22 protein-coding genes and 1 pseudogene are annotated in these 21,408 nt (G+C 42.1%); 3 read left to right on the top strand and 20 right to left on the bottom strand.

The features are described from left to right. The first annotated feature begins 21 nt into the window (after positions 1-21). Positions 22-330: a hypothetical protein gene (locus PG766_RS09825; protein ID WP_181974553.1), complete on the top strand. Its 309-nt coding sequence runs from the start codon at positions 22-24 to the stop codon at positions 328-330. Positions 331-459: 129 nt separating this feature from the next. Here PG766_RS09825 and eda read toward each other — a convergent pair. The 6 genes and pseudogenes from eda to PG766_RS09795 all read right to left on the bottom strand — a co-directional run. Continuing rightward, a pseudogene (eda, locus tag PG766_RS09820) lies at positions 460-870 on the bottom strand (bifunctional 4-hydroxy-2-oxoglutarate aldolase/2-dehydro-3-deoxy-phosphogluconate aldolase); the annotation flags it as partial. A 279-nt stretch (positions 871-1,149) separates the two neighbouring features. Beyond that, complete coding sequence (locus PG766_RS09815; RefSeq protein ID WP_243014422.1) at positions 1,150-1,947, bottom strand: YhfC family intramembrane metalloprotease; 798 nt, start codon at positions 1,945-1,947, stop codon at positions 1,150-1,152. Between the two features lie 19 nt (positions 1,948-1,966). Continuing rightward, positions 1,967-2,269, bottom strand: coding sequence for a hypothetical protein (locus PG766_RS09810; protein WP_008121271.1), 303 nt, complete (start codon positions 2,267-2,269; stop codon positions 1,967-1,969). A 9-nt stretch (positions 2,270-2,278) separates the two neighbouring features. Then, the gene (locus tag PG766_RS09805) at positions 2,279-2,485 is read right to left on the bottom strand and encodes a helix-turn-helix transcriptional regulator (RefSeq protein ID WP_003865061.1); all 207 of its coding nucleotides are present in this window, start codon (positions 2,483-2,485) and stop codon (positions 2,279-2,281) included. Further along, on the bottom strand, positions 2,482-2,811 hold the full coding sequence (locus PG766_RS09800) for a DUF6442 family protein (RefSeq protein ID WP_005608366.1): 330 nt from the start codon (positions 2,809-2,811) through the stop codon (positions 2,482-2,484). Before PG766_RS09800 ends, PG766_RS09805 begins: the two co-directional genes overlap by 4 nt. Before the next feature lie 214 nt (positions 2,812-3,025). Beyond that, positions 3,026-3,472, bottom strand: a complete 447-nt coding sequence (locus tag PG766_RS09795; RefSeq protein WP_118198937.1) for a TnpV protein — start codon at positions 3,470-3,472, stop codon at positions 3,026-3,028. Positions 3,473-3,629: 157 nt separating this feature from the next. Between PG766_RS09795 and PG766_RS09790 the strand changes: the two genes are divergently transcribed. Beyond that, positions 3,630-4,412 carry an HAD family hydrolase gene (locus PG766_RS09790; protein ID WP_055261699.1) on the top strand — a complete coding sequence of 261 codons (783 nt, stop codon included), beginning with the start codon at positions 3,630-3,632 and terminating at the stop codon, positions 4,410-4,412. A gap of 273 nt (positions 4,413-4,685) precedes the next feature. Here PG766_RS09790 and PG766_RS09785 read toward each other — a convergent pair whose 3' ends face one another. The 9 genes from PG766_RS09785 to PG766_RS09745 all read right to left on the bottom strand — a co-directional run bounded on the left by PG766_RS09785 (position 4,686) and on the right by PG766_RS09745 (position 12,113). After that, positions 4,686-5,552 carry a phosphatidylserine decarboxylase gene (locus tag PG766_RS09785; protein ID WP_118198936.1) on the bottom strand — a complete coding sequence of 289 codons (867 nt, stop codon included), beginning with the start codon at positions 5,550-5,552 and terminating at the stop codon, positions 4,686-4,688. Between the two features lie 96 nt (positions 5,553-5,648). Continuing rightward, complete coding sequence (locus PG766_RS09780; RefSeq protein WP_270590757.1) at positions 5,649-6,290, bottom strand: CDP-alcohol phosphatidyltransferase family protein; 642 nt, start codon at positions 6,288-6,290, stop codon at positions 5,649-5,651. Then, positions 6,284-7,318: a lysylphosphatidylglycerol synthase transmembrane domain-containing protein gene (locus PG766_RS09775; RefSeq protein ID WP_055261693.1), complete on the bottom strand. Its 1,035-nt coding sequence runs from the start codon at positions 7,316-7,318 to the stop codon at positions 6,284-6,286. Before PG766_RS09775 ends, PG766_RS09780 begins: the two co-directional genes overlap by 7 nt. Then, positions 7,308-7,847 carry a phosphatase PAP2 family protein gene (locus PG766_RS09770; RefSeq protein WP_242856280.1) on the bottom strand — a complete coding sequence of 180 codons (540 nt, stop codon included), beginning with the start codon at positions 7,845-7,847 and terminating at the stop codon, positions 7,308-7,310. The genes PG766_RS09775 and PG766_RS09770 overlap by 11 nt, the downstream gene beginning before the upstream one ends. Positions 7,848-8,098: 251 nt before the next feature. Further along, positions 8,099-8,842, bottom strand: a complete 744-nt coding sequence (locus PG766_RS09765; protein WP_118198934.1) for an amino acid ABC transporter ATP-binding protein — start codon at positions 8,840-8,842, stop codon at positions 8,099-8,101. Beyond that, the gene (locus PG766_RS09760) at positions 8,832-9,521 is read right to left on the bottom strand and encodes an amino acid ABC transporter permease (protein WP_118198933.1); all 690 of its coding nucleotides are present in this window, start codon (positions 9,519-9,521) and stop codon (positions 8,832-8,834) included. Before PG766_RS09760 ends, PG766_RS09765 begins: the two co-directional genes overlap by 11 nt. 24 nt (positions 9,522-9,545) lie before the next feature. After that, entirely contained in the window at positions 9,546-10,319 is a 774-nt protein-coding gene (locus PG766_RS09755) for a basic amino acid ABC transporter substrate-binding protein (protein WP_008372628.1), read from the bottom strand. Between the two features lie 120 nt (positions 10,320-10,439). Beyond that, positions 10,440-11,258, bottom strand: coding sequence for an undecaprenyl-diphosphate phosphatase (locus PG766_RS09750; RefSeq protein WP_118198932.1), 819 nt, complete (start codon positions 11,256-11,258; stop codon positions 10,440-10,442). Positions 11,259-11,270: 12 nt separating this feature from the next. Continuing rightward, entirely contained in the window at positions 11,271-12,113 is an 843-nt protein-coding gene (locus tag PG766_RS09745) for a Cof-type HAD-IIB family hydrolase (RefSeq protein WP_243014421.1), read from the bottom strand. Positions 12,114-12,259: 146 nt separating this feature from the next. Between PG766_RS09745 and PG766_RS09740 the strand changes: the two genes are divergently transcribed. After that, on the top strand, positions 12,260-13,393 hold the full coding sequence (locus tag PG766_RS09740; protein ID WP_118198930.1) for a cell wall hydrolase: 1,134 nt from the start codon (positions 12,260-12,262) through the stop codon (positions 13,391-13,393). 97 nt (positions 13,394-13,490) lie between these two features. Here the strand turns inward: PG766_RS09740 and PG766_RS09735 are convergent, their stop codons facing one another. The 5 genes from PG766_RS09735 to PG766_RS09715 are packed head-to-tail and all read right to left on the bottom strand — an operon-like array spanning position 13,491 to position 21,396. After that, complete coding sequence (locus PG766_RS09735) at positions 13,491-14,507, bottom strand: M20/M25/M40 family metallo-hydrolase (protein WP_117558549.1); 1,017 nt, start codon at positions 14,505-14,507, stop codon at positions 13,491-13,493. Between the two features lie 17 nt (positions 14,508-14,524). Continuing rightward, positions 14,525-15,169 (bottom strand): beta-phosphoglucomutase, encoded by a 645-nt coding sequence (pgmB, locus tag PG766_RS09730; RefSeq protein ID WP_022220168.1) that lies wholly within the window; start codon positions 15,167-15,169, stop codon positions 14,525-14,527. Then, positions 15,141-16,046 carry a DMT family transporter gene (locus PG766_RS09725; protein WP_118198929.1) on the bottom strand — a complete coding sequence of 302 codons (906 nt, stop codon included), beginning with the start codon at positions 16,044-16,046 and terminating at the stop codon, positions 15,141-15,143. The genes pgmB and PG766_RS09725 overlap by 29 nt, the downstream gene beginning before the upstream one ends. Before the next feature lie 22 nt (positions 16,047-16,068). Continuing rightward, positions 16,069-18,381, bottom strand: coding sequence for a glycoside hydrolase family 65 protein (locus tag PG766_RS09720; RefSeq protein ID WP_118198928.1), 2,313 nt, complete (start codon positions 18,379-18,381; stop codon positions 16,069-16,071). Positions 18,382-18,402: 21 nt separating this feature from the next. Continuing rightward, complete coding sequence (locus tag PG766_RS09715) at positions 18,403-21,396, bottom strand: glycoside hydrolase family 2 TIM barrel-domain containing protein (protein ID WP_270590756.1); 2,994 nt, start codon at positions 21,394-21,396, stop codon at positions 18,403-18,405. Positions 21,397-21,408: the final 12 nt, after the last annotated feature.

Below are 21,408 nucleotides of genomic sequence, written 5' to 3'. Positions count from 1 at the left end.
TTCCATGATTTTCTTCTTCTTTTGCTGACCATGGAAGATGACTGTTTAAGGGAAGAACTTTACCATTTTTTCGGACGCTCCGATGAAACACCATCAAAAGCTGCTTTTTATCGCCAACGTACAAAATTAAAAGATGGTGCATTATGGGAACTTTTGCAGATTTTTAACCAGAAGCTTAAACCTACTCTATACAGGAACCGTTATCGTTTGGTTGCTTGTGACGGTTCTGTTGCTGATATTTTCCGTGATGAAAAAGATACAGAAACTTATTTTGAACCAAACAATAAATCTCCCAGAGGTTTTAATCATATCCACATCAATGCACTTTAAGCCAAGTAAAAAGAACAGAAAAGATTCTCAGATACCAAAATCTTTTCTGTTCTTTTTTGTATATTATAAAGGATAGATTAGTACCTCCTCAGAGGTCATGTGTTCCCCTTGATAAAAGGGCTCAGTTCATTAAGGGCGAATGCTCTTTGCCAGTTCTTTCGCTTCTTTTGTCAGATTACAGATTTTCTCGAATTCGCCGTTTTGGATCAGATCTGCTTTTACCATCCAGCTTCCGCCGCAGCAGATGATCTTGTCAAATCCCAGATAATCTTTCAGATTCTGTGTTCCGATTCTACCTGTCGGCATAAAACGGAGCTGATTGTATGGTGCTGCCATTGCTTTGATCATAGCCACTCCACCTGCAGGTTCTGCCGGGAAGAATTTAACTACTTTCAGTCCTCTTTTTACTGCCTGTGCCACTTCAGACGGTGTCACACATCCCGGGAAAATCGGAATTTCTTTTTCCAGACAGTAATTTACGATTTCAGGATCGAATCCAGGACTTACGATGAATTTTGCTCCTGCCTTAACAGCAGCATTTCTCATAGAATCCGTTTTCCTTGAGTTTCTCTAAGTTTTCTCCAAGCCTGTAAACGAACCTGTCTATCAGTTCCTTGATAAAAAACGCGCTGAAAGAAAACCATATCTTGTTTACATGACCGCTGGTACCTTTCTAAGCCTTTCAAAAAAGCACATAAGTTATTTGTACTAACCTGTGGTTATGTATTGAATTATGGGTTTTGGGTAACAAAAAACACCGTATTTCTACGGTGTGTTCTGTCACATATATTCTGTTTTATGATAGCAGAAAACTGGAATTCACAGTTCTTCCATCCTTCCCATCTTCAGCGCCATAACAAGAGTTCCGGCTGCCATCACAAAGACACCAATTTCAATCACATAGATGGGAAGAAGCGCCGGACCTGCCACGGCAAAGAAGTCCACGATAAAATGAATCCCATATGCAAGAACCGCTGTAAAAGCCGCTGTCCTGCATTTGCCTGCCTTTACCGCCCGGTAGATCAGCAGTGACAACCCGATATGCAGAATGATGGCACTGATTCTTTCGATTCCGCTTACAAAAAAGAGTGGTGCCGGTGTTGTCCATAGGGCCGACAGCTGTGACACGGTCTGGTTTGCAGACTCAGCAGGAAGTGCCGCCAGCGTATTCTGCATGGCTCCGCTGTTGATCATCAGCATGGACACAAGATTGCTGATTCCGGAGAGTCCTCCGATCAGAATGGCCTCCACACCGCCATGCCCGATTCCATACATCAGTGCATTTGGAAAATCCAGCCATTTCTTCATCCAGAACTTCATGGCAATCAGTCTTCCGGTCTCTTCAAAAACCGCTGCAGCCAAAGCCGCGTACACATAGTAAAGCCATGGCCTGCTCTGTGCGTTCAGTCCGCAGAACTGAATGACAAGAACATGCAGCTGTTGCTCCAACAGCATGGCAAACAGCAGATAGGTTCCTGCTCCGATAAAGAACGAGGAAATCCTTGCCTTAAGCTTCACCCTTCCTGCAATGAACAAAGCAATCGGTACCCCCATCGAGAGGACAACGGAGCAGATAACTCCCGCTATCGCCAGACCTGATACTGTGTTCAATTCCATCTTTATACCTCCCTGATTCTCAAAAAATTCCTTTATTGTATTTGAACTGTCCATACAATATAAAGCCTAATCCGACAATAACTGCTGGAAGAATGATATAATCTATAATTATTTCACTCCAAAATGAAACAATAAAACCTAATACAAGAGATATTCCTATAATCAACGTTCCTGTGCCGACTGTTTTTCCATACTTTGGTATATCTTCTTCCTTTACTTTTCGCCTGTTATAAGAGTGAATTGTGCTGATATTGCCTTTGATATTTACAATTCCCACAACAGATATGAACACTCCCAAAATCAACATTATAATATTTTCCATAATGACCTCCTAAAAATAGAATAGTTCCTCAAATTTTTTGTCCAATGCAATACAAAGAATTAGAGCCAATTTTGCAGTTGGATTAAACTGTCCTGTTTCAATAGAACTAATGGTATTTCTTGATACCCCTACCATTTCTGCAAGCTGAGCTTGAGAAAGATTTGCTTCTGTGCGAACTTCCTTTAAGTGATTTTTCAGTTGTAATTGTTCTTTCATATTCTCACCTCTAAAAGATGGCTAACAAATCCAACAAATGCCAAAATGGAAAGCACAAAAAACAGAACAGTCAAGACCAAATCGCTCTTTCGCTTCATTTTGATAAAACGAACTAACCATTGTGTTGCAATAATGCTGAAGTATATAACCCACGGGCTGTAAATCATAGTATGAGCAAGCACAGAAGATAACAGCGAAAGCAAACAACACACTAAAGCACCAACTCTGCTTGCGTGACTTCCGGCTTGATATACCACTTCCATTTCAGCCAAGTCCTTATTGCGATGTTCTTTTCTGCTTGCATTTAAGATTTCGTCCTTTTTCATAAAAACACCTCCATGACAAGTTTTCTTTGCATATTTTAATTATATGCATACCAAGTTTTCTTGTCAATAGAGTTCATAAAAAAGTTACAACCGATATAAGAGATAACTTTTCTACCACTTCGATTATACTCACGACTTAATGACTTCTTGAATACTTGCCGAAAAAGAAAAACTGCCATCGGTTTGACAGCAGTTCTTCTTCGGTTGGTATCCGTTAGGAATACACAATATCATTCAATACAATCTCATCGGCACAGGCTCGAATGTTATTCATTAATCCTATCCATCTCATCATATCCGTTGCTTTTCTGCACGCCCAGGTTACAATCTCCGGTTCGATCATCAGACGTACATCAAACAGATCCATTGCCAACCGATAACGGTCCTCCACATTTCCAAACTCGAGAACATCATTTTCCATATAAATGGTACTGATGACATAAGTTCCGTCTCCTCTGCGCACTTCCAGCACGCCTCTTGTGACCAGCCCTTTAACCGCCTCTCTTACCGTACTTCGTCCAACTTCAAATAATTCTGTCAGTTCACCTTCAGTAGGTATCCTCTCTCCTATTTTTACCGGTTTATCCAGAATATATTTCATCAGACGATCCTCTGTCTTCTGTCCCAGTGTCCGTTTTACATTTTTTCCGCTTTGCTGCATTTCGTCACCTCCTGCTTATCCGCTTTCTCAAATTTTAGCATTTATTTTTTCTCTTTTCAGCTCTGCATTGCCTGCCCTTCTCATTTTTGCTATACTGTCAATGTAGTTTTACGCCATAGTTTCCGGCGTATCGTTATTTTGACTCAGGAGGAAATTTATGATCAAATTAGTTGCAAGTGATCTGGACGGCACTCTGCTTCACAACTATCAGCAGACTGTGCCGAAAGAAATATATGATACGATTAAAGCACTTCATGAAAAAGGAATCATCTTCACTGCCGCAAGCGGACGCCAGTATGCCAATATCCGCAGGCTTTTCGCTCCTCTCGGCTTTGACATTCCATATATCGCTGAAAATGGTTCCATGTGCGTCTATAAAGAAGAAGTACTCGCCACCGGTCTGACTCCATCCAAAACCATCCGGCATATTCTGGATGCCCTGATGGAATACCGGAAGATCTATCACACCGGACACTGTATCCTTTCTGTAAAAGATACTTATTACAGCGACTCAACCGATGAACGTTTCATTGATTATATGGAAAATGATATGCATAACATCGTTACCTACGTGCCGGATCTGTATGCGATCAAGGAACCGATCATCAAAGCAGCCATCTGTGATTTTGGTGGCACAAAGAATCTGGAACCCTTCTTCCACAAAAGAATCGGGGATGAAATCCGCGTTGTAACTTCTGCAGATCACTGGATTGATTTTATTGCGCCAAATGCAAATAAAGGAACGGCACTGAAAGTTCTAATGGAAAAATTCGGAATCAAAAAAGAGGAATGCATCTGCTTCGGAGACCAGCAAAATGATATCGAGATGCTGAAAGCTGCGGGAACAGCGTATGTCATGGCAACCGGCCACCCTCTCGCCAAAAAGGCGGCAGATTACGTTGTGGAATCACCTTTGCCGGTGATGCAGGGGTTGTTGTAGAGTGAAAATGGGGACGCTGCAGCTAAATAATTTTCTGAAACGAACAGCGCAGCTGAATGTTTCCATCTTGACGGCATTTGAGGCTTTTAGGGAATCTTAGGTTTTGAGAAGATGCGTTAGGGGAAGAAATCCACACTGTCTGAGCGACAGCGAGTTTGTGGATTTCTTCCCCTGTTTTTAGCATCTTTTCAAAATTTTAGAGTCCCTTAATGCCTCAAGCCTGTCCGGCAAGATGGAAACATTCAGCTGCGCGTCCCTTTTGAACCAGCAAGCCTATATAACTTCCCCTATGCGTTCTCCCATCTTCACAATGGTTTCTGCTCCCTGCAACGTGTTCCGGATCAGATCACTGTCTGGCAAGACTTTATCTGGTTCCAGGAGCAGCACAACCGTTGAACCTCCGAATTCAAATCTTCCTTTTTCTTCGCCGCGTTTTACCTGGCAGCGTTCTTTTTTATAATTTCGGATCTTTCCGACCATCAGTGCACCGACTTCCATCATCAGGACGGTGCCGAGTTTTTCATTTTTTACAAGACAGTATTCTCTGCTGTTCATTTTGTAGATCGGGCAGATATCATTTGCAATCGGATTTACAGTGTGAAAAATTCCCGGAATCCTTCTCTGATAGGTCTTTTCTCCATCCGCCACGTAGCAGTATCTGTGGTAATCGTCTACTGTAAGACGGATCACTACCGCCCAGCCTCCCATATAATGTCTGGCAAGCTTTGCATCGCGAATGAGGCTGTGGGTTGTATATGGTGTATGTTTAATGAAGAATCGTCCGTTTTCGTGAATTGGATAGACACTCACTTTCCCGTCACATGGACTGATCAGTACGGTATCTTCCCTGTTAACCGGGCGTTCCTCAGCTTTTATTTTTCTGGTAAAGAAATCATTATAGGAATCAAATTTCTGTTTTTCATATTTATTCAGATCGATCCCGTGGGTTCTGGCAAATAGTCCGGCAAAAACAGCGGACACTTTTGTATTCAACAGCTTCCCTCCCAGTCTGGATACTGCCGGTAAAAGAAGCGGGCGCATCAGTACTCTGGTTGCTGTATGGGTATACACAAATTTTAAAAACTTATCCTGACTGGTTGTCTTTTTTATCCGATGACCTTCTCTGTCTATGTAATACATTTTTCTACCTCCTGTCCGCCTTATCCATGCCTGATAATGTAGCTGTCAGGCAGATCTCTGCCCTTCACTTTGCTACCTGCTCATAACCTGGTTTCATTACATCATGCTCATATAACGCATATAGTGCCGGACCAGAATAGCGATCACTGCCATTGCCACAACAGCTACAATCGCACCCATGGTCACATTTTTCGGCTTTTTCAGTTTGAAATTGGTGATAAACAGAATGCCGACCACCAGCATGACTACATGAAGCGCAAGCATAAATTCACAACCTAAAAATGGTTTTAATACAACCACAAGCGGAAGTGCGATTGCCATGGATGTGATCGGGAGCCCCTGATAACATTCTCTTTTCTCTGCTGTTTCTTCCTGACGCTGTTCTTCCATCACATTGAACCATGCAAGGCGGATCAGACCTGCAAGCACATAGAACATCAGGATTGCCACACCGATCACTCCACGCATTCCAAAGCAGTAACAAAGAACAGCCGGTGAAGCTCCGAAGCAGACGATATCACTTAAAGAATCAATCTGGATCCCAAAACGCTTTTCCACCTCTGTCCGGTTCTTTTTCGTCCGTGCGATCTTTCCATCGAACATATCACAAAGCCCGGAGATTGCAAGACACATGACACCCAGGTGCAGATGCCCGTTCACTGCAAACATCATTCCTCCGACCGATACCATCAAGCTGACATATGTAAGTACTACCGTATAATCATAAACCCCTAACATTCTATCTCCCTCTTTCTTCCAATTGTAAAGTTTGCTACGATCGTAAGCAGGGCGCTCAGCCCCAGTTCTGTATAATATCCAAGCCCACGGCTCAGGATCATTCCCGGCAAAAGAAGCCGTTTTCCGAATACCGGAATAAAAATCATGGTAAATAATTTTTCACTGATTCCCATACCTCCCGGCAGAGGAAGCATATCTACCGATACCGCAATGACCGCCTGCAGTGTAATGACTGCGACTGCTTTTGCACCACCAAGTCCAAATGCCTTATATACAAACCATGTAGCCGTAAACAGCGCAAACCGCTGGAACATGGTGATTGCAAATACATTCACGATTACCTGCTTGTGCTCCTTCAGAAAAACTGCTGTATCCCGGTACTGGTCCATTGATGCATTCAGCTTTTCAATACGCGCTTCCTTATGGCGTAGAAAGTGCAGCTTTTCAAGCAGTGCCATTCCTCTTACCAGGATTTCTCTTGCAAGCCGCGGATGAAACACCAGCACCAGCATCGCCGTCACGCAGAAAACGTTCAGAGCTGTCCCCAGATAAAAGATATGCCGGATACTCCAGAGATACTTATGGATAAATCCCTGTCCGAACAGTACCAGCCACAATCCGACAACCACCAGTACCAGTTTATAAGTGATCGTAACGATCATCAGCACCAGCGTTGAAACCGGTATTGGTATCTTTTCTTTTTTCATATAATAAATCTGTGCCGGCTGTCCTCCAGATGCCGAAGGTGTGATACAGCTGAAGAAGAATCCAACCGATGAAAACAAAAAACATGTCCATTTTTTCAGCCGGATTTTCAGTGTCCGCATCATATAATAGATAATGATCGATTCTCCCCAGATAAAAACCACAACACAGATCACTCCCGGAATCAGCCATAATACATTGACCTGCCCCAGGATCTTCACAATCTCACCAATATCTTCCCCATGAAATACGCCATACATTGTACCGGCAAATACCACCAGCAAAAATATGACATTGAAGATCGTCTTCTTTTTATTTTCCATCTCTCTTCATTCCTGTCCAGTTTCCAAGTTTATTTGCTATTTTTTCTGTCAGACGCCGATAGATCTGCCATCCATTTGTCCGTCTGCTGATCTGCCAGGTTACTTCTGCAAGAAGAATTCCTGCTACTGCATCCTGCCATACATGCTGCCTAAGCGCCAGTGTCGAAATCACAACCAGTACCGTCATCAGGACTGAAAAAGCTTTATACCAGTTGGGAATCTTCCGATTCTTCCTGACCGCAATATAGCTGAACCAGCTTGCCATGCAGTGAATGGACGGAAACAGGTTGATCGGCTTATCAACCGTATACAGAAACCGTACTGCCTGCGTCCAGATATCCGTCCCTGTCAGAACCGGTCTCGTATTCGTGGTCGGATAAAAAATAAAGCACAGCATACATACCAGCCGCGCATAAAAATCCGCAGTAAAAAACCGGTATTTCACTTTCTCCTCCCGCATCGATGCCATGAAATAGTTCACTACCCAGAAAAGATAACAGCCAAAATAAATAATAATAAACTGTGGCATAAAAGGAATCACTTCATCCGCCGGACCAGAAAGATTATGAGTCTTGATTCCCGTCCGTAATAGCGGCACTCCCCAGTATACCACAGCATTCATACAAAATGTAATAATAAGTGGAATTATAGTTTTTATTTTCTTCATACAATCTATACTATACATAAATAAAAAAATAGCAATAGTCTTTCACAATTCTTAAAGAAAAAAGTTCTGTCTCTTAAGAAAACAGAACTTTTTTCTTTTATATTTCTTTATTTTTACAGAACCTTTGACAGGAATTCCTTTAAACGCTCATCCTTAGGATTTGCAAAGAACTCTTCCGGAGTTCCCTGCTCTTTTACTCTTCCTTCATCCACAAACATGACACGGTCAGCAACCTCTCTTGCAAATCCCATTTCATGTGTAACAACAACCATGGTCATACCTTCCTGGGCAAGCTGTTTCATCAGCTCCAGAACCTCTCCAACCATCTCCGGATCCAGTGCGGATGTCGGTTCATCAAAGAGTATTACATCCGGGTTCATGGCAAGGGAACGCACGATCGCGATCCGCTGCTTCTGTCCACCGGAAAGCTGTGACGGATAAGAATCTGCCTTCTCTTCCAGTCCAACCCTCTTAAGAAGTACTCTTGCTTCTTTTTCTGCCTCTGCTTTATCCTTTTTCAGGAGCTTGATCGGAGCCAGTGTGATATTTTCAAGAATCGTCTTATGTGGGAAAAGATTAAAGTGCTGGAACACCATTCCCATCTTCTGACGATGTTTGTCGATATCTACCTTTGCATCTGTAATGTCCACACCTTCAAAATAAATATGGCCTCCGGTCGGCACCTCCAGAAGGTTCAGGGAACGGAGGAATGTAGATTTTCCGGATCCTGACGGCCCGATGATTACCACAACTTCTCCTTTGTGGATCTCTTCTGTAATTCCATTCAGTGCATGAAAATCGCCAAATACTTTCTGCAGATTTTCTACACGGATCAATACATCTCCATTAGTGGTCACTGTTCCTTAACCTCCTTTCCAGCATACTTACCAGTTTACTGAAGATCATAACCATAACCAGGTAAATGATCGCAACTGCCATCAGTGGCATAAGCGCATCGTAGGTTCTGCTTCGGATGATATCTCCGCCCTTTGTCAGATCCTGAAGGGCAATATATCCGGCAACAGAAGTCTCTTTTAAGAGAACGATAAATTCGTTTCCAAGTGCCGGAAGGACATTTTTAAACGCCTGTGGCATGATAATATAGATCATTGTCTGACGATAATTAAATCCAAGGCTTCGTCCTGCCTCAAACTGTCCGTTATCAACTGCCATAATACCGGAACGGAAAATCTCAGCAACATAAGCACTGGAGTTCATACCAAATGCCAGAATCGCTACGATCGTCTTACTGACATCCACACTTGCAAAAATTACAAAGTAAATGATAAGCAGCTGTACAACAACCGGTGTACCACGGATGACCGTGATGTAAATCTGGCAGATCAGATTCAGGAGCTTCATCTTGCCGGTCTTATCGTATGTAGAACGGACAATTGCCAGAAGGAATCCGAGAACTACACCGATCAGGACAGCACAAAAGGTTACAATTAACGTAACCTTAAGTCCGTCTGCAATGTAGTGCCATCTGTCATCTTTTATAAAATTCATTATAAATCTTGCTTTAAAATCACTCATAAGACACCACCAGTCTGTACCCGATTAGTCTGTAATATATTTTGCAACGATTTTATCAAATGTTCCATCTTCTTTTAACTCTTTGATCGCATCATTGACTTTCTTAACCAGATCATCATTACCTTTTTTGATTGCCAGTGCATAGTCTTCTTCTACATAAGAAGTCTCCAGGATCTTCAGACCTTCATTTTCTTCTACGAATGTCTTAGCCGGCTGGTTATCAATGATCACTGCATCGATCTTGCCCTGCTGCAGAGCCTGTACAGCTTCCATACCTTTGTTGAAACGCTCTACATTATCATCACCGAAATCATCTGTAGAATAAATATCCCCTGTTGTTCCCTGCTGAACACCAATCTTCTTTCCTTTCAGATCATCCGGTTCTGTAATATCACTGTCATCTGTTACAATGATAACCTGAACTCCTGTGTAATAGCTGTCAGAGAAATCAACCTGTGTAGCACGGTCTTCTGTTACAGTCATACCTGCTGCTCCGATATCTGCTTTCCCGCTCTGAACGGCCGGGATAATAGAATCAAATGCCATATCTTCGATCTTCAGATCCATTCCAAGTTTGTCAGCGATCGCTGCTGCGAATTCTGCATCGATTCCGACAACTTCATCTCCGTCATAGTATTCAAATGGTGGGAATTCTGCGTTTGTAGCCATAACAAGCTTTTCTTTCTTGTCTGATTTTGCAGAGTCACTCTTTGATGAATCACTCTTTGATCCACAAGCTGCAAAACTGAATACGCATGCACATGCAAGTACAACACTGATTACTTTTTTCATTTTCATAATACCAACCTCCAAATTTTATCCATTTCCCCTATTCTATCATGTTATAAAGAAAAAACAAAGTGGGTTTTTATACATTTTTTTGCATAAATTCCCACTTTTTTTCGTGATTATTCTCTTTTAGCCAAAGATCAGGAAATAAAGAAGTACCAGAACTCCAAGTACAATACGGTAATAACCGAATGCCTTAAAGTCATGCTTCTTGATATATCCCATCAAAAACTTGATTGCAAATACGGATACGAAGAACGCTACCAGGCATCCCACAAGCAGAATGACCACTTCGATTGCGGTATAATGGAATCCGAATTTGATAACCTTTAAGATACTTGCTCCGAACATAACCGGGATTGCAAGGTAGAAGGTAAATTCTGTTGCCACATAGCGGGAAGTTCCGATGAGCAGTGCTCCAAGGATGGTTGCTCCTGAACGTGAAGTACCCGGGATCAGTGCCAGGACCTGGAAGCCTCCGATGATCAGTGCCATCTGATAGGTAAGCTCTGTCAGCTTTGTAACCTGCGGTCTGGTGTGTTCATTCTTTTTCTCGATCAGAATGAAGAAGATACCATAAATGATCAGCATCAGTGCAACAACTACATAATTGTAAAGATACTTGTCAAGGATATCATCAAATAACAGCCCGATCACAGCTGCCGGAATACATGCCACAACGATCTTGCACCACAGGTTGATCGTATTTCTCATCTGCTTCGCTGATTTTCTCATTGAAAATGGATTCAGCTTATTGAAATACAGAACAACGACCGCCATGATCGCACCGAGCTGTATCACAACACGGAACATACTGTTGAATTCATGACTTGTACTCATATGTAAGAACTGCTCTACCAGGATCATATGCCCTGTACTACTGATTGGAAGCCATTCTGTGATACCTTCCACGATACCCAGAATGACAGCAATTAAAATATCTAACATTTTTCCCTCTTTCTATCCCCTCTCGGGATTCAATACAAATTTTTCAATGGCAGCCGCCACGCCATCCTCCTCATTGGACAATGTGATATAATCTGCCACCTCTTTTACTTCATCTGCTCCGTTTGCCATCGCAACACCAAATCCGACTTCTTTTAACATCATCAGGTCATTGTTGCCATCCCCGCATGCCATGATCTCTTCCCGTTCAATTCCAAGAAGCCTGCCGAGCTGGATCAGTCCCATGCCTTTGTTGACTCCCGGTGCATTGATCTCCAGGTTCGTTCCCATCGAATCACTAATGCTTAAATTCCCAAGCTCCATGATCCGCTGCTTTGCTTCCAGCCGTTCGTCCTGATTCTTAAAAAGTGCATGGATCTTATCCATCTCATGCCCATTCATCTCTTCCATCTTCTCCCAGAGACTCGTAATGCCTTTGCGGGTGGTTCGGATATAATCTGCCATCGCAGGATTCCGCAGATACTCTCCGACTTTCAGAAGTTCATCTGCCTGCACGAAACCTCTTCCATCAAAATAAATCTCCTTGAACGTATCATAATCTCCAAAAATCTTAAGGATCGCCGCGCCCATCTCATATGACAGCATGTTGGCATAAAGTATTTTATCTTCCTGCAGGTCCAGGATCCTTCCGCCGTTCGATGTCAGTGCGTACCGCATCCCCGGGAAATTCCGGAGCACTTCCGGGATCCCTGTCACCGGGCGTCCTGTTGCAACCAGTACTGTTACTCCCTGATCGATCGCACGTGTAAGTATTTCTCTTGTATGACTGGTCAGTTCTTTCTTATCATTCAGTAAAGTACCATCCAGATCAAGCCCTATCATTTTTATCTTTTTCATGAATAATTCCCTCATTTATGGTAAAGCTAAAAATACATTTCAAATCTTAGTATAACACGATTCCCCGTGCATGTATAACAAAATTTGCGGATTCAGGCATTTTGTAGTATACTGATAAAGGCTCAATTTTGAAGAAAGGAAGAATTATGAAGAAAAGGTTAAAAGCATTTTCAAGGACAACCATCGCACTCCTTACCGCTGCCCTGGTCTGTTCCCCGTTTACAAAAGCTTACGCCGATGACACTGTAGACTCTCTCGAAAAGCAGACAAACGGTCTTCAGAACCAGCTCGACTCTCTGAATCAGGACCTCACAAGTCTCAGCGCTGAGATCACAGATCTTGCATCAAAAATTGAGGATACGGATGCTTCCGTACAGAAAGCAGAACTGGATCTTGCCGCCGCAAAACTGGACGAGCAGTTACAGTATGATGCTATGAAGAAAAGAATCAAATATATGTACGAAACAGGAAATACGTCACTCTTACAGATCATCTTTTCTTCTGAAAGCATGGGAGATTTCTTAAACAAAGCAGAATTTGTCAAGAACATTACAGAATACGACAGAAATATGCTGGATGAATTACAGAAGGTTCACGAGCTTGTCGCTAAAAAGGACTCTGATCTGAAAGCAGAGCAGGCTTCTCTGGCAGAGATGAAAACAAATCTCGACCAACAGGAACAGGAACTGAATGATAAGATTTCCTCTACTTCCGGTGAACTTCAGGCTTCATCCGAAGCACTGGCAAAAGCAAAAGAAGCACAGGCAGCCGCTGCTGCCGCACTTAAGAAAAAGCAGGAAGAAGAAGCTGCAGAACAACAACGACAGGCAGAAGCTGCACAGACTGCTGCCAATAATACTTCAAGCAGCTCCGGGAACACGGATTCTGGTAGTTCCGGCGGCAATACGACGATTACAGTTCCGAATACTCCTGCCGAGACCACAGATCTGGTTCTCTTTGCTGCAATTCTGCAGTGTGAAGCCGGCGGTTACAATTATGACGGTATTCTTGCCGTTGCTACAGTCATCATGAACCGTGTAGAGAGTCCGCTGTATCCGAATACGATCAGCGGTGTCGTCTACCAGAGCGGTCAGTTTGCTCCAACCTGGGACGGAAGCTTAAGCCGCGTCTTGCAACGCGGACCTGTATCCTTATGCTATCAGGTCGCTCAGGAAGCGCTCGGCGGATCACGTCTTGCATCCGTAAGCGGATGTTACCAGTTCCGAAGCGCAAGTACCGGAATGTCCGGGATCAACGTTGGGGGAAATGTATTTTTCTAAATCCTGTCCCAGTGGATGTGCGTTCGATTCATTCACAGGACAGAATACAAAAAACGGTATTTACTCATCTTCACGAGTAAATACCGTTTTTTATTTTCTACGCATTATAGTTTGCAAGAAACTGTGCTATCAATTCCACACAACCTTCCACATCTTTTTCATCTGCTACCTCTGCAGGCATGTGCATATAACGAAGCGGGATTGATACCAATACCATCGGTACTCCCTGATTTGAAAAATGAATCTTATCTCCATCCGTATAACTAAGCCTGCTTGCAGCTTCTCTCTGAACTGGAATTCCTACTTTTTTTGCACATTCTTCCATTTTGGCATTTAAAGTTTTTACCACGATCGGACTGTTGCAAAGAACCGGTCCACCCCCCAGAAGAACCGTTCCCATCTCAGCCGGATTCATTCCACTACAGTCGCTTGTGTAAGTCACATCCACAACAATCGCAAGTGTCGGATTAATCCGTGTACTTGTCCAGAAAGCTCCGGTTTTCGTTGTCTCCTCTCCAGTTGTAGAAGCTCCATAGACACCAACTTTACATCCAAGCTCTTTCGCTCTCTTGATTGCTTCCATAATGATATAAACACCAAGTCTGTCATCCAATGCTCTGGCTGTAAATTTACCATTTTTCATCTTACGAATATGTGTATCCGGAACAATCGGATCTCCCAGACTTACATTCTTTAAAGCATCTTCTCTATCTTTCGCCCCAATATCGATCAGAAAATGTTTTGTTCCCAGATTTTCTTCTTTGAACAAATCACGATATGCTTCGACAACACCGTAAACCTCTCCGTTTTTTGTCTTGATACGCACCTGACGTCCCGGATAAGTTGCCGGAACAATTCCGCCTCGGTCAATCACCTGCAGTCTTCCATCTTCCCGGATGTTCGAAATCATAAGTCCGATTTCATCTGCATGTGCCGAAAGCATGATACGTACATCGTTTTCCGGATTCAGAATACATGTCAGATTTTGCATCTCATCACGGCGAATCTCATCTGTATATTCTTTCATTTCTTCTGTTACAATATCCTGCACCTGCTCCTCATAACCCGATACCGAAATACTGTTAAGAAGGTTATTTAAAAATTTTTCATTCATTCTAGTCATCTTCTTTCTTACTTAGCCGTAACTTTCAAAAGATCTGCAAATGCAGACAGATTATAGGTTCCAAGCCCGCTTGCAACTGCATCCCCGATAGCAGCACAATCCATTCCCCCTGCGATTGCTGCCTGCAGTCCTGCTTTTGCGTCTTCTACAACCAAACACTTATCAGCCTGTTCGTCTACATACTCTGCTGCTTTCACAAATACTTCCGGATCCGGCTTTGATTTTGAAATATTATTTCCGTCTGAAATTGCATCGAAATACTCTCCAAGTCCCAACTGACCGAGAATAAATCTTGCGTTTTTACTGGATGATCCAATCGCCAGTTTATGTCCATTCGCACGAAGATCATCCAATGTTTCCTTTACTTCTGCAGACAGATCTGCAGGACTCATATTTTTCAAAAGTTCTTTATAGATATCATTTTTCTTTGTTGTCCAGCATTCTTTCTCTTCTTCGCTCATTTCTCCTTCATAGCGTTCCAGAATAATTTCAAAACTTTCCATACGGCTCACCCCTCTGAGTCGGTTATTGATTTCTTCATCAAAATAGATTCCCAGTTCATCTGCAACTGCTTTCCATGCTTGATAATGATATTTATCTGTATGACAGATTACTCCATCCAAATCAAAAATTACTGCATTGTATTTCTTCATCTTTTGCTTCTCCTTCTGTTTCAGACAAGTTAGAAATGATGACAGCGGCCAGGATGATCGCACATCCGATCACCATGCGAAGTGTAATCACTTCATGCAGAATGATGATAGAAAAAATCGTTCCAAATACAGATTCCATTGAAAGTACAATCGCTGCTTTTGTCTCATCTACATACTTCTGGCATGCGGTCTGGAGCAGATAACATACAGTCGTACTGATTACTCCCAGATACAAAACACTTAACCATCCCTGTGTTGTAACCTGAAAATCGTTCTCTCCAAAAATCACAAGACTGACTGCCGATAATACAAATGCTGTGATCATCTGCACCATGTTCAGTACAGATGCCGGATATTTTTTCACAGATTCTCCTGTAAAAAAGATTTGGAACGCAAATCCTACCGCACAGAGAAGTGTAAGACCATCTCCCAGACTCAGTGTAAGATTTCCATTCAAAGAAAGCAGTGCTACTCCAATAACGGACATGATTGCTCCAATGATTCCTTTCATGCCTACTTTCTTCTTCAAAATTATAAATGCAATGAACGGCACTATAACTACATTCAGTGCTGTAAGGAATGCATTTTTGGAAGGTGTTGTATATTGCAGACCGATAATCTGAAATGCAAATCCTGCAAAAAGTGCAATTCCCATCAGAATACCTGCTTTTATTGCACCTGCACGATTCTCAAGTTTCCCTTCTTTTTTATGCTGTCCCATGCTGATCATCCCCATCAGCACAGATGCCAACAAAAATCTTACCATCATAATCTGGAAAGGCTTCATGCTTCCCAGTGCCATATCACTTGCGACAAAGCCGCCTCCCCATATGACCGTAACCAGTATAAGTCCTCCGATTGCCAGCCATTTTTTCATCATATATCCTCCCGTCTCTTTTTTAGATTGTTGTTACTTTTCCATTTATTTCAGCTTCTACAGGTTCTCCTGCAAGACGAATGACCTTTGCCTGATTACTTCCATCTGCCGTAATTTCAAGCCATGCCCCTCTATAATGCAGACGGAATGTTAATCCCTGCCATTCCTTTGGCATATTCGGATGAACTTTCAACATACCATCTTCTCTTTGCGCTACACCTGCAAACCCAAATACAATTGTCTGCCATACTCCACCAGTATTTGCCGCATGAATTCCTTCTCTTGTATTTCCCTGCATATTCAACAGGTCAATAAAGGCTGCGCGGCGAAGATACCGATATGCTTTTGAATCATCCCCTACTTTAAGCCCCATAACAGAGAAAATACTCGGACTCAATGAAGAACCATGAAGTGTACGCTTTTCGTAATAAGCGTAGTTTTCTTTAATCGTTTCTTCATCAAATTCATTTCCCATAAGGTGTAACAGCATAACAACATCTGCCTGCTTATTGATCTGTGTCTCTCTTGCTCTTTTTGTCTTAAGTGCATCCGGACGTACTGGCCAATCATTCTCATCATATTTTTCGATTGTTACATTATCAAGCTCGAAATATCCTTCAAACTGTTCCAGAAGTCTTGTGCCTTCTTTTCTTGGCAGATACATCTTTTCCTGCACTTCTTTCCAGTGTGCAGTTTCCGCCTCTGTAAGTCCTGTCTTTTCGATCAGGATATCATACGCTTTCTGATTCTCTTTCTTGATTGATGCAAGCAGTGAAAGAACATATCCGAGATTCCATCTCGCCAGATAATTGGTATAGAGGTTATTATTAACCGGTTCATGCCATTCATCCGGTCCCGTTACCTGATTGATTTCATAACGATCCTGCTCTTTGTTGTACTCACAGCGGCTTGCCCAAAATCTTGCTGTCTCTGTCAGAATCTCCGCTCCTTTGCTGTAAAGGAAATCCATATCCTGCGTGATCTTAACATAATTATAGATTCCATAAGCAACTGCTGCTGTTACATGATGCTCATATACCGCAACATAACATCTATAACAGGTTCCATCCGGCTCAATGGTCCAGTCCGGACACTGCTCTGTACCATCATCTGCTGACTCCCACGGATACTGTGCTCCTTTATATCCATTCTTATGTGCATTTGCACGCGCTGCATCCAGAAGATGGTATCTGTAATTTTCCAGATTCTGTGCAGTCTTCGGAAATACCCATGAGAAAAACGGAAGCATAAAAAGTTCGGTATCCCAGAAAGCATGTCCACCATATTCTTCTCCTGTTAAAAGCTTTGCCCCAACATTCACATGGTCATCATGTTCGTTTCCCGTACTCATCAGATGGAAGATGTTAAAACGGACTGCACGGTTCAATTCATCATCCCCTGTAATCTGAATATCTGCATTTTCCCACATATTCTTATAAACATCTTCATGCGCTTTCAGTTCCTGATCAAATCCCGTTTCAACAAATCCTTCAATTTCTTTTTCGATTGTTGTATGAAGAGCATAAGCCGGGCATTCTCTTTCTGTATACATCGAAACATATTTTACGATTTCTACTTCTTTTCCTTCTTCTACATGGATATCACCAAATTCCACACTCTGCTCACCAAATCTGCTTATCATTCTGTTTCCAAGAATCTGTTTTCCATCTGCATAAGCTTCGATACGGCATCCACAACCTACATGCAGATGATTTTCTCTGGTTGCAACTTCCACATAACATCCATCTGCTGCCAGCTTTTCATTCGCTGTCATATAAGTATGTTTTACCTTAAAGCGTGGTGCATCATAAAAATTAATGATCGTACCATCAATAATGCTTTCTACTTCAATGATTCCACTGTAGTTGAGCGGTGTCACATAAAGCCGGATTCCCATCCTGTGTACATTGTTTCTGCTCACAAACCGGATTCCTTCGATCAAAGTCTCTCTTCCTTTTGAGTCCTTCAGACGAACTCTCTTTCCAAGAAAAGCTCCTTTCATATCAAGCACTCTTGAAAATTCCAAAATTTCACAGTCTTCAATTCCAATCAACTCTTTTTCTACATAAAGTCTGATTCCAAGCCAGTTCGGAAGTGTGGAAAGTTCACGCATAAATGTCTCTGACTTGTCAAACACTCCATTGATATAAAGATATGGAAGTGTAATCTTTGTTCCTTCCTCATGACTTCCCCGGATTCCGAGGTAGCCATTGGAAAGAGCAAACAAACTCTCATATTTGAGATTCTCTTTTGCCTCATACTGATCCTGCCAGATGAGCCATTCATCGCTATGTAATCTGTTTCTCAGATTTTCTGAAAACATTTCTCTGCTCATATATGATTGTCTCCTTTATTCTTAATCGATGTACTGTTTTCTTGCTTCCCGGATTTCGGTTCCGCATTCTGCTGCCTGCACAGTAAATGCCATTGCAAAATCCTGAAGTTTTACTTTATTTTCTTCCAACTGTTCTTCTCCACAGCTGTTGCTTCCAAGTCCTGACTGGCGATAATCCAGATGGATAATCACATCATCCGCTTTTTCAATTTCAAATGGATGCTGTGCTTTTTCCAGACTTTCATCGGTATAATTAGCAAGGTTCAGACCAAGCTTCTCCTCCATCTTGCATAACAGACCATCTTTTCCATCTCCAATACGGAACCATTTCACCTGTTCATGATGTCCGTTTTCCTGTGGGAATACATAATCTGTCATCATTCCGTCAACTGTATTTTCGTAAATTCCCATAATAGATGCAGCCTTACTGTCTACATAACTCTCACCAGGTCCCATACCATACCACATCGCCTTCTGAAAGTTTTTATTTCCTTTCATAATGACTCCGATACGTGGTAAGAACGCTGGTTCCAGTTTTCCTCTCTGAACAGCTTTTCCCTGAATTTCCACCTTCATCTGTCCACAAGAATAAACCGTATAAGTGTAATCACATTCAAATCCCCAGGACTGGTTATAGCAACTGAAGAATGTTCCGATCTGGACGATCACCTTATCGTCTTCTTTCAAACAGCTGACATATTCTGTCTCTTCTACCGGTTTCTGAATAAAATATTTATTCATCCAGTCCTCTTTCTTGTACATATCGTTATCGATTGTTGCACGGTATACATTCATTCTCGGTCCTTCAGTCAGATACTCTTTTCCATCTTTTCCAAAAGAAATCAATTTTCCAAATACAGTACTGAATTTTGCTGTCACACGGCTGTTTTCTACAGTAAGAACCCCCTGTCCTTCTGTTACCTGAAGCTTATCAGCTGTTTCTCTTACCGAAAATCCATCTTTTCGGATCTGCATCGGAATCTGGACTTTCTTGATTTCATACCCTGCCGGTACATAGTTTCTTTCTTCTTTCTGACATACAGTCAGATTCAGATAATAGTCTGTATTTTCCTGTAATTCAAATGCTGTAATTGGTAAGGTAATGATCTTGCCTTCATGCGGAGCAACCGAAAGTCCTTCAACGATTCCGTCCTGTATCGTCTGATCTTCCGCTTTTACTTCCCAATAAAGTGTTGTCGTATCCAGATTCAGGAAATCATAATAATTCCGGATCTGAAGCTTGTTCATGCTTCCTTCAACAGCTGTAATTTCTACTGGTGCAATGATCTGTTTGTATTCTTCCATTCCCGGAGACGGTGTTCTGTCCGGCATCAGAATCCCATCGATGCAGAAGTTCCCGTTTGTTGGAAAATCTCCATAATTTCCACCATATTTATAATATTTCTTATCCTTTTCTTCAGTGTAAATTCCATGATCATACCACTCCCAGAGAAATCCACCCTGAAGACGTTTGTACTTGCGATACATATCCTGGTATGCCTTTAATCCTCCAGGACCATTTCCCATCGCATGTCCATATTCACACATTACGTGTGGCTTATCCCCTTTGATCTGATATTCTGCAATCTCTTTGAGACCTTTCAGTCTAGTATACATCGTAGAATATACGTCTGTCACTTCTGCCTCAAAATCTCCCTCGTAATGAACCAGTCTGGTATCATCCAACTCACGAATTGCTTCTGCTGCACTGCGGAAATTGCATCCGAATGCGGATTCATTTCCCATAGACCACATAATAATCGATGGATGATTTCTATCTCTCTTTACCATACGGACACTACGGTCTACGTAAGCATCTTTCCAGGTCTCATCATCTGTGATCCATGTGTAATTTTCTACCCATTCAAATCCATGGCATTCCAGGTCTGCTTCATTGATCACATAAAGTCCATATTCGTCACACAGATCATAAAAATATTCATTTGCCGGATAATGCGAGCAACGAACAGCATTGATATTGTACTGTTTCATCAGACGAATATCTGATTCCATCTGCTCTCTTGTCACTCTTCTTCCTTCTCTCGGATTATAATCATGATGATTGACTCCGTTCAGAAGGATTACCTGATTATTGACACGGAAGTTCTTATCTTTGATCTCGATTTTGCGGAATCCACATCTGACTGTTACTTCCTGATTTTCTGTCATTACTGTAAATTCATATAACTCAGGTGTCTCGGCTGTCCATGTATGAACTTCCGGGATCTCAGCCTCAATACATATATCTTTTCCTTCCGAAACAAGTTCACCTTCAAGAACAGTCTTTCCTTTATAAGAAAGCTTCCAGCCAAGATTTGTACCAGCCTGTTTCATTGTAATTCCAGCTGTAAAAAAACCATTTTTGTAGCTGTCATCCAGTGTTCCATTTACACGAAGATCCAGAACTGCATTCTTTTCCTCATTGATCAGTTCTACATCCCTGTAGATTCCTGATAACCACCACATATCCTGATCTTCCAGATAAGTACCGTCTGACCACTTGTATACACGAACGGTAATGTCATTTTCACCTGTTTTTACAAACCCGGTAATGTCAAATTCTGAAGGCAGTCTGCTGACTTTTCCAAATCCAACATGTTTTCCATTTACCCATACATCAAATGCACTGTCAACACCATGGAATTTCAGAACCGTGTCTTTTTCCATCCACTGTTCATCTAATACAACTGTCTTTTTATAAATTCCAGTTGGATTTTCATCTGGTACATGCGGTGGGTTTACCGGAAATGGATATAACACATCTGTGTAATGCATCTTGTCATACCCTCTAAGTTGCCATACGGACGGAACATCAATCTTATCCCATCCTTCACATGCCCCCGACTGTTCAAATCCTTCCGGCGATAATTCCGGTGCATCAACATATTTAAAATCCCATTCTCCATTTAAACTGATTTTCTTTTGCGAATCTTTATAAAAAGCCGTTCGTGCTTCTCTTCTCCCAATTCCGGTAATCCGATGGTCTTCCCATCTTTTTACTTTTTTTCTTGCCATAATTTTCTCCTC

It is taken from the genome of Coprococcus sp. LG101-27, assembly GCF_027695515.1.
GTDB lineage: Bacteria > Bacillota > Clostridia > Lachnospirales > Lachnospiraceae > Allocoprococcus > Allocoprococcus comes.
Note: the sequence above shows the minus strand (reverse complement) of the source record. Positions and strands in the feature narration are given on the sequence as shown.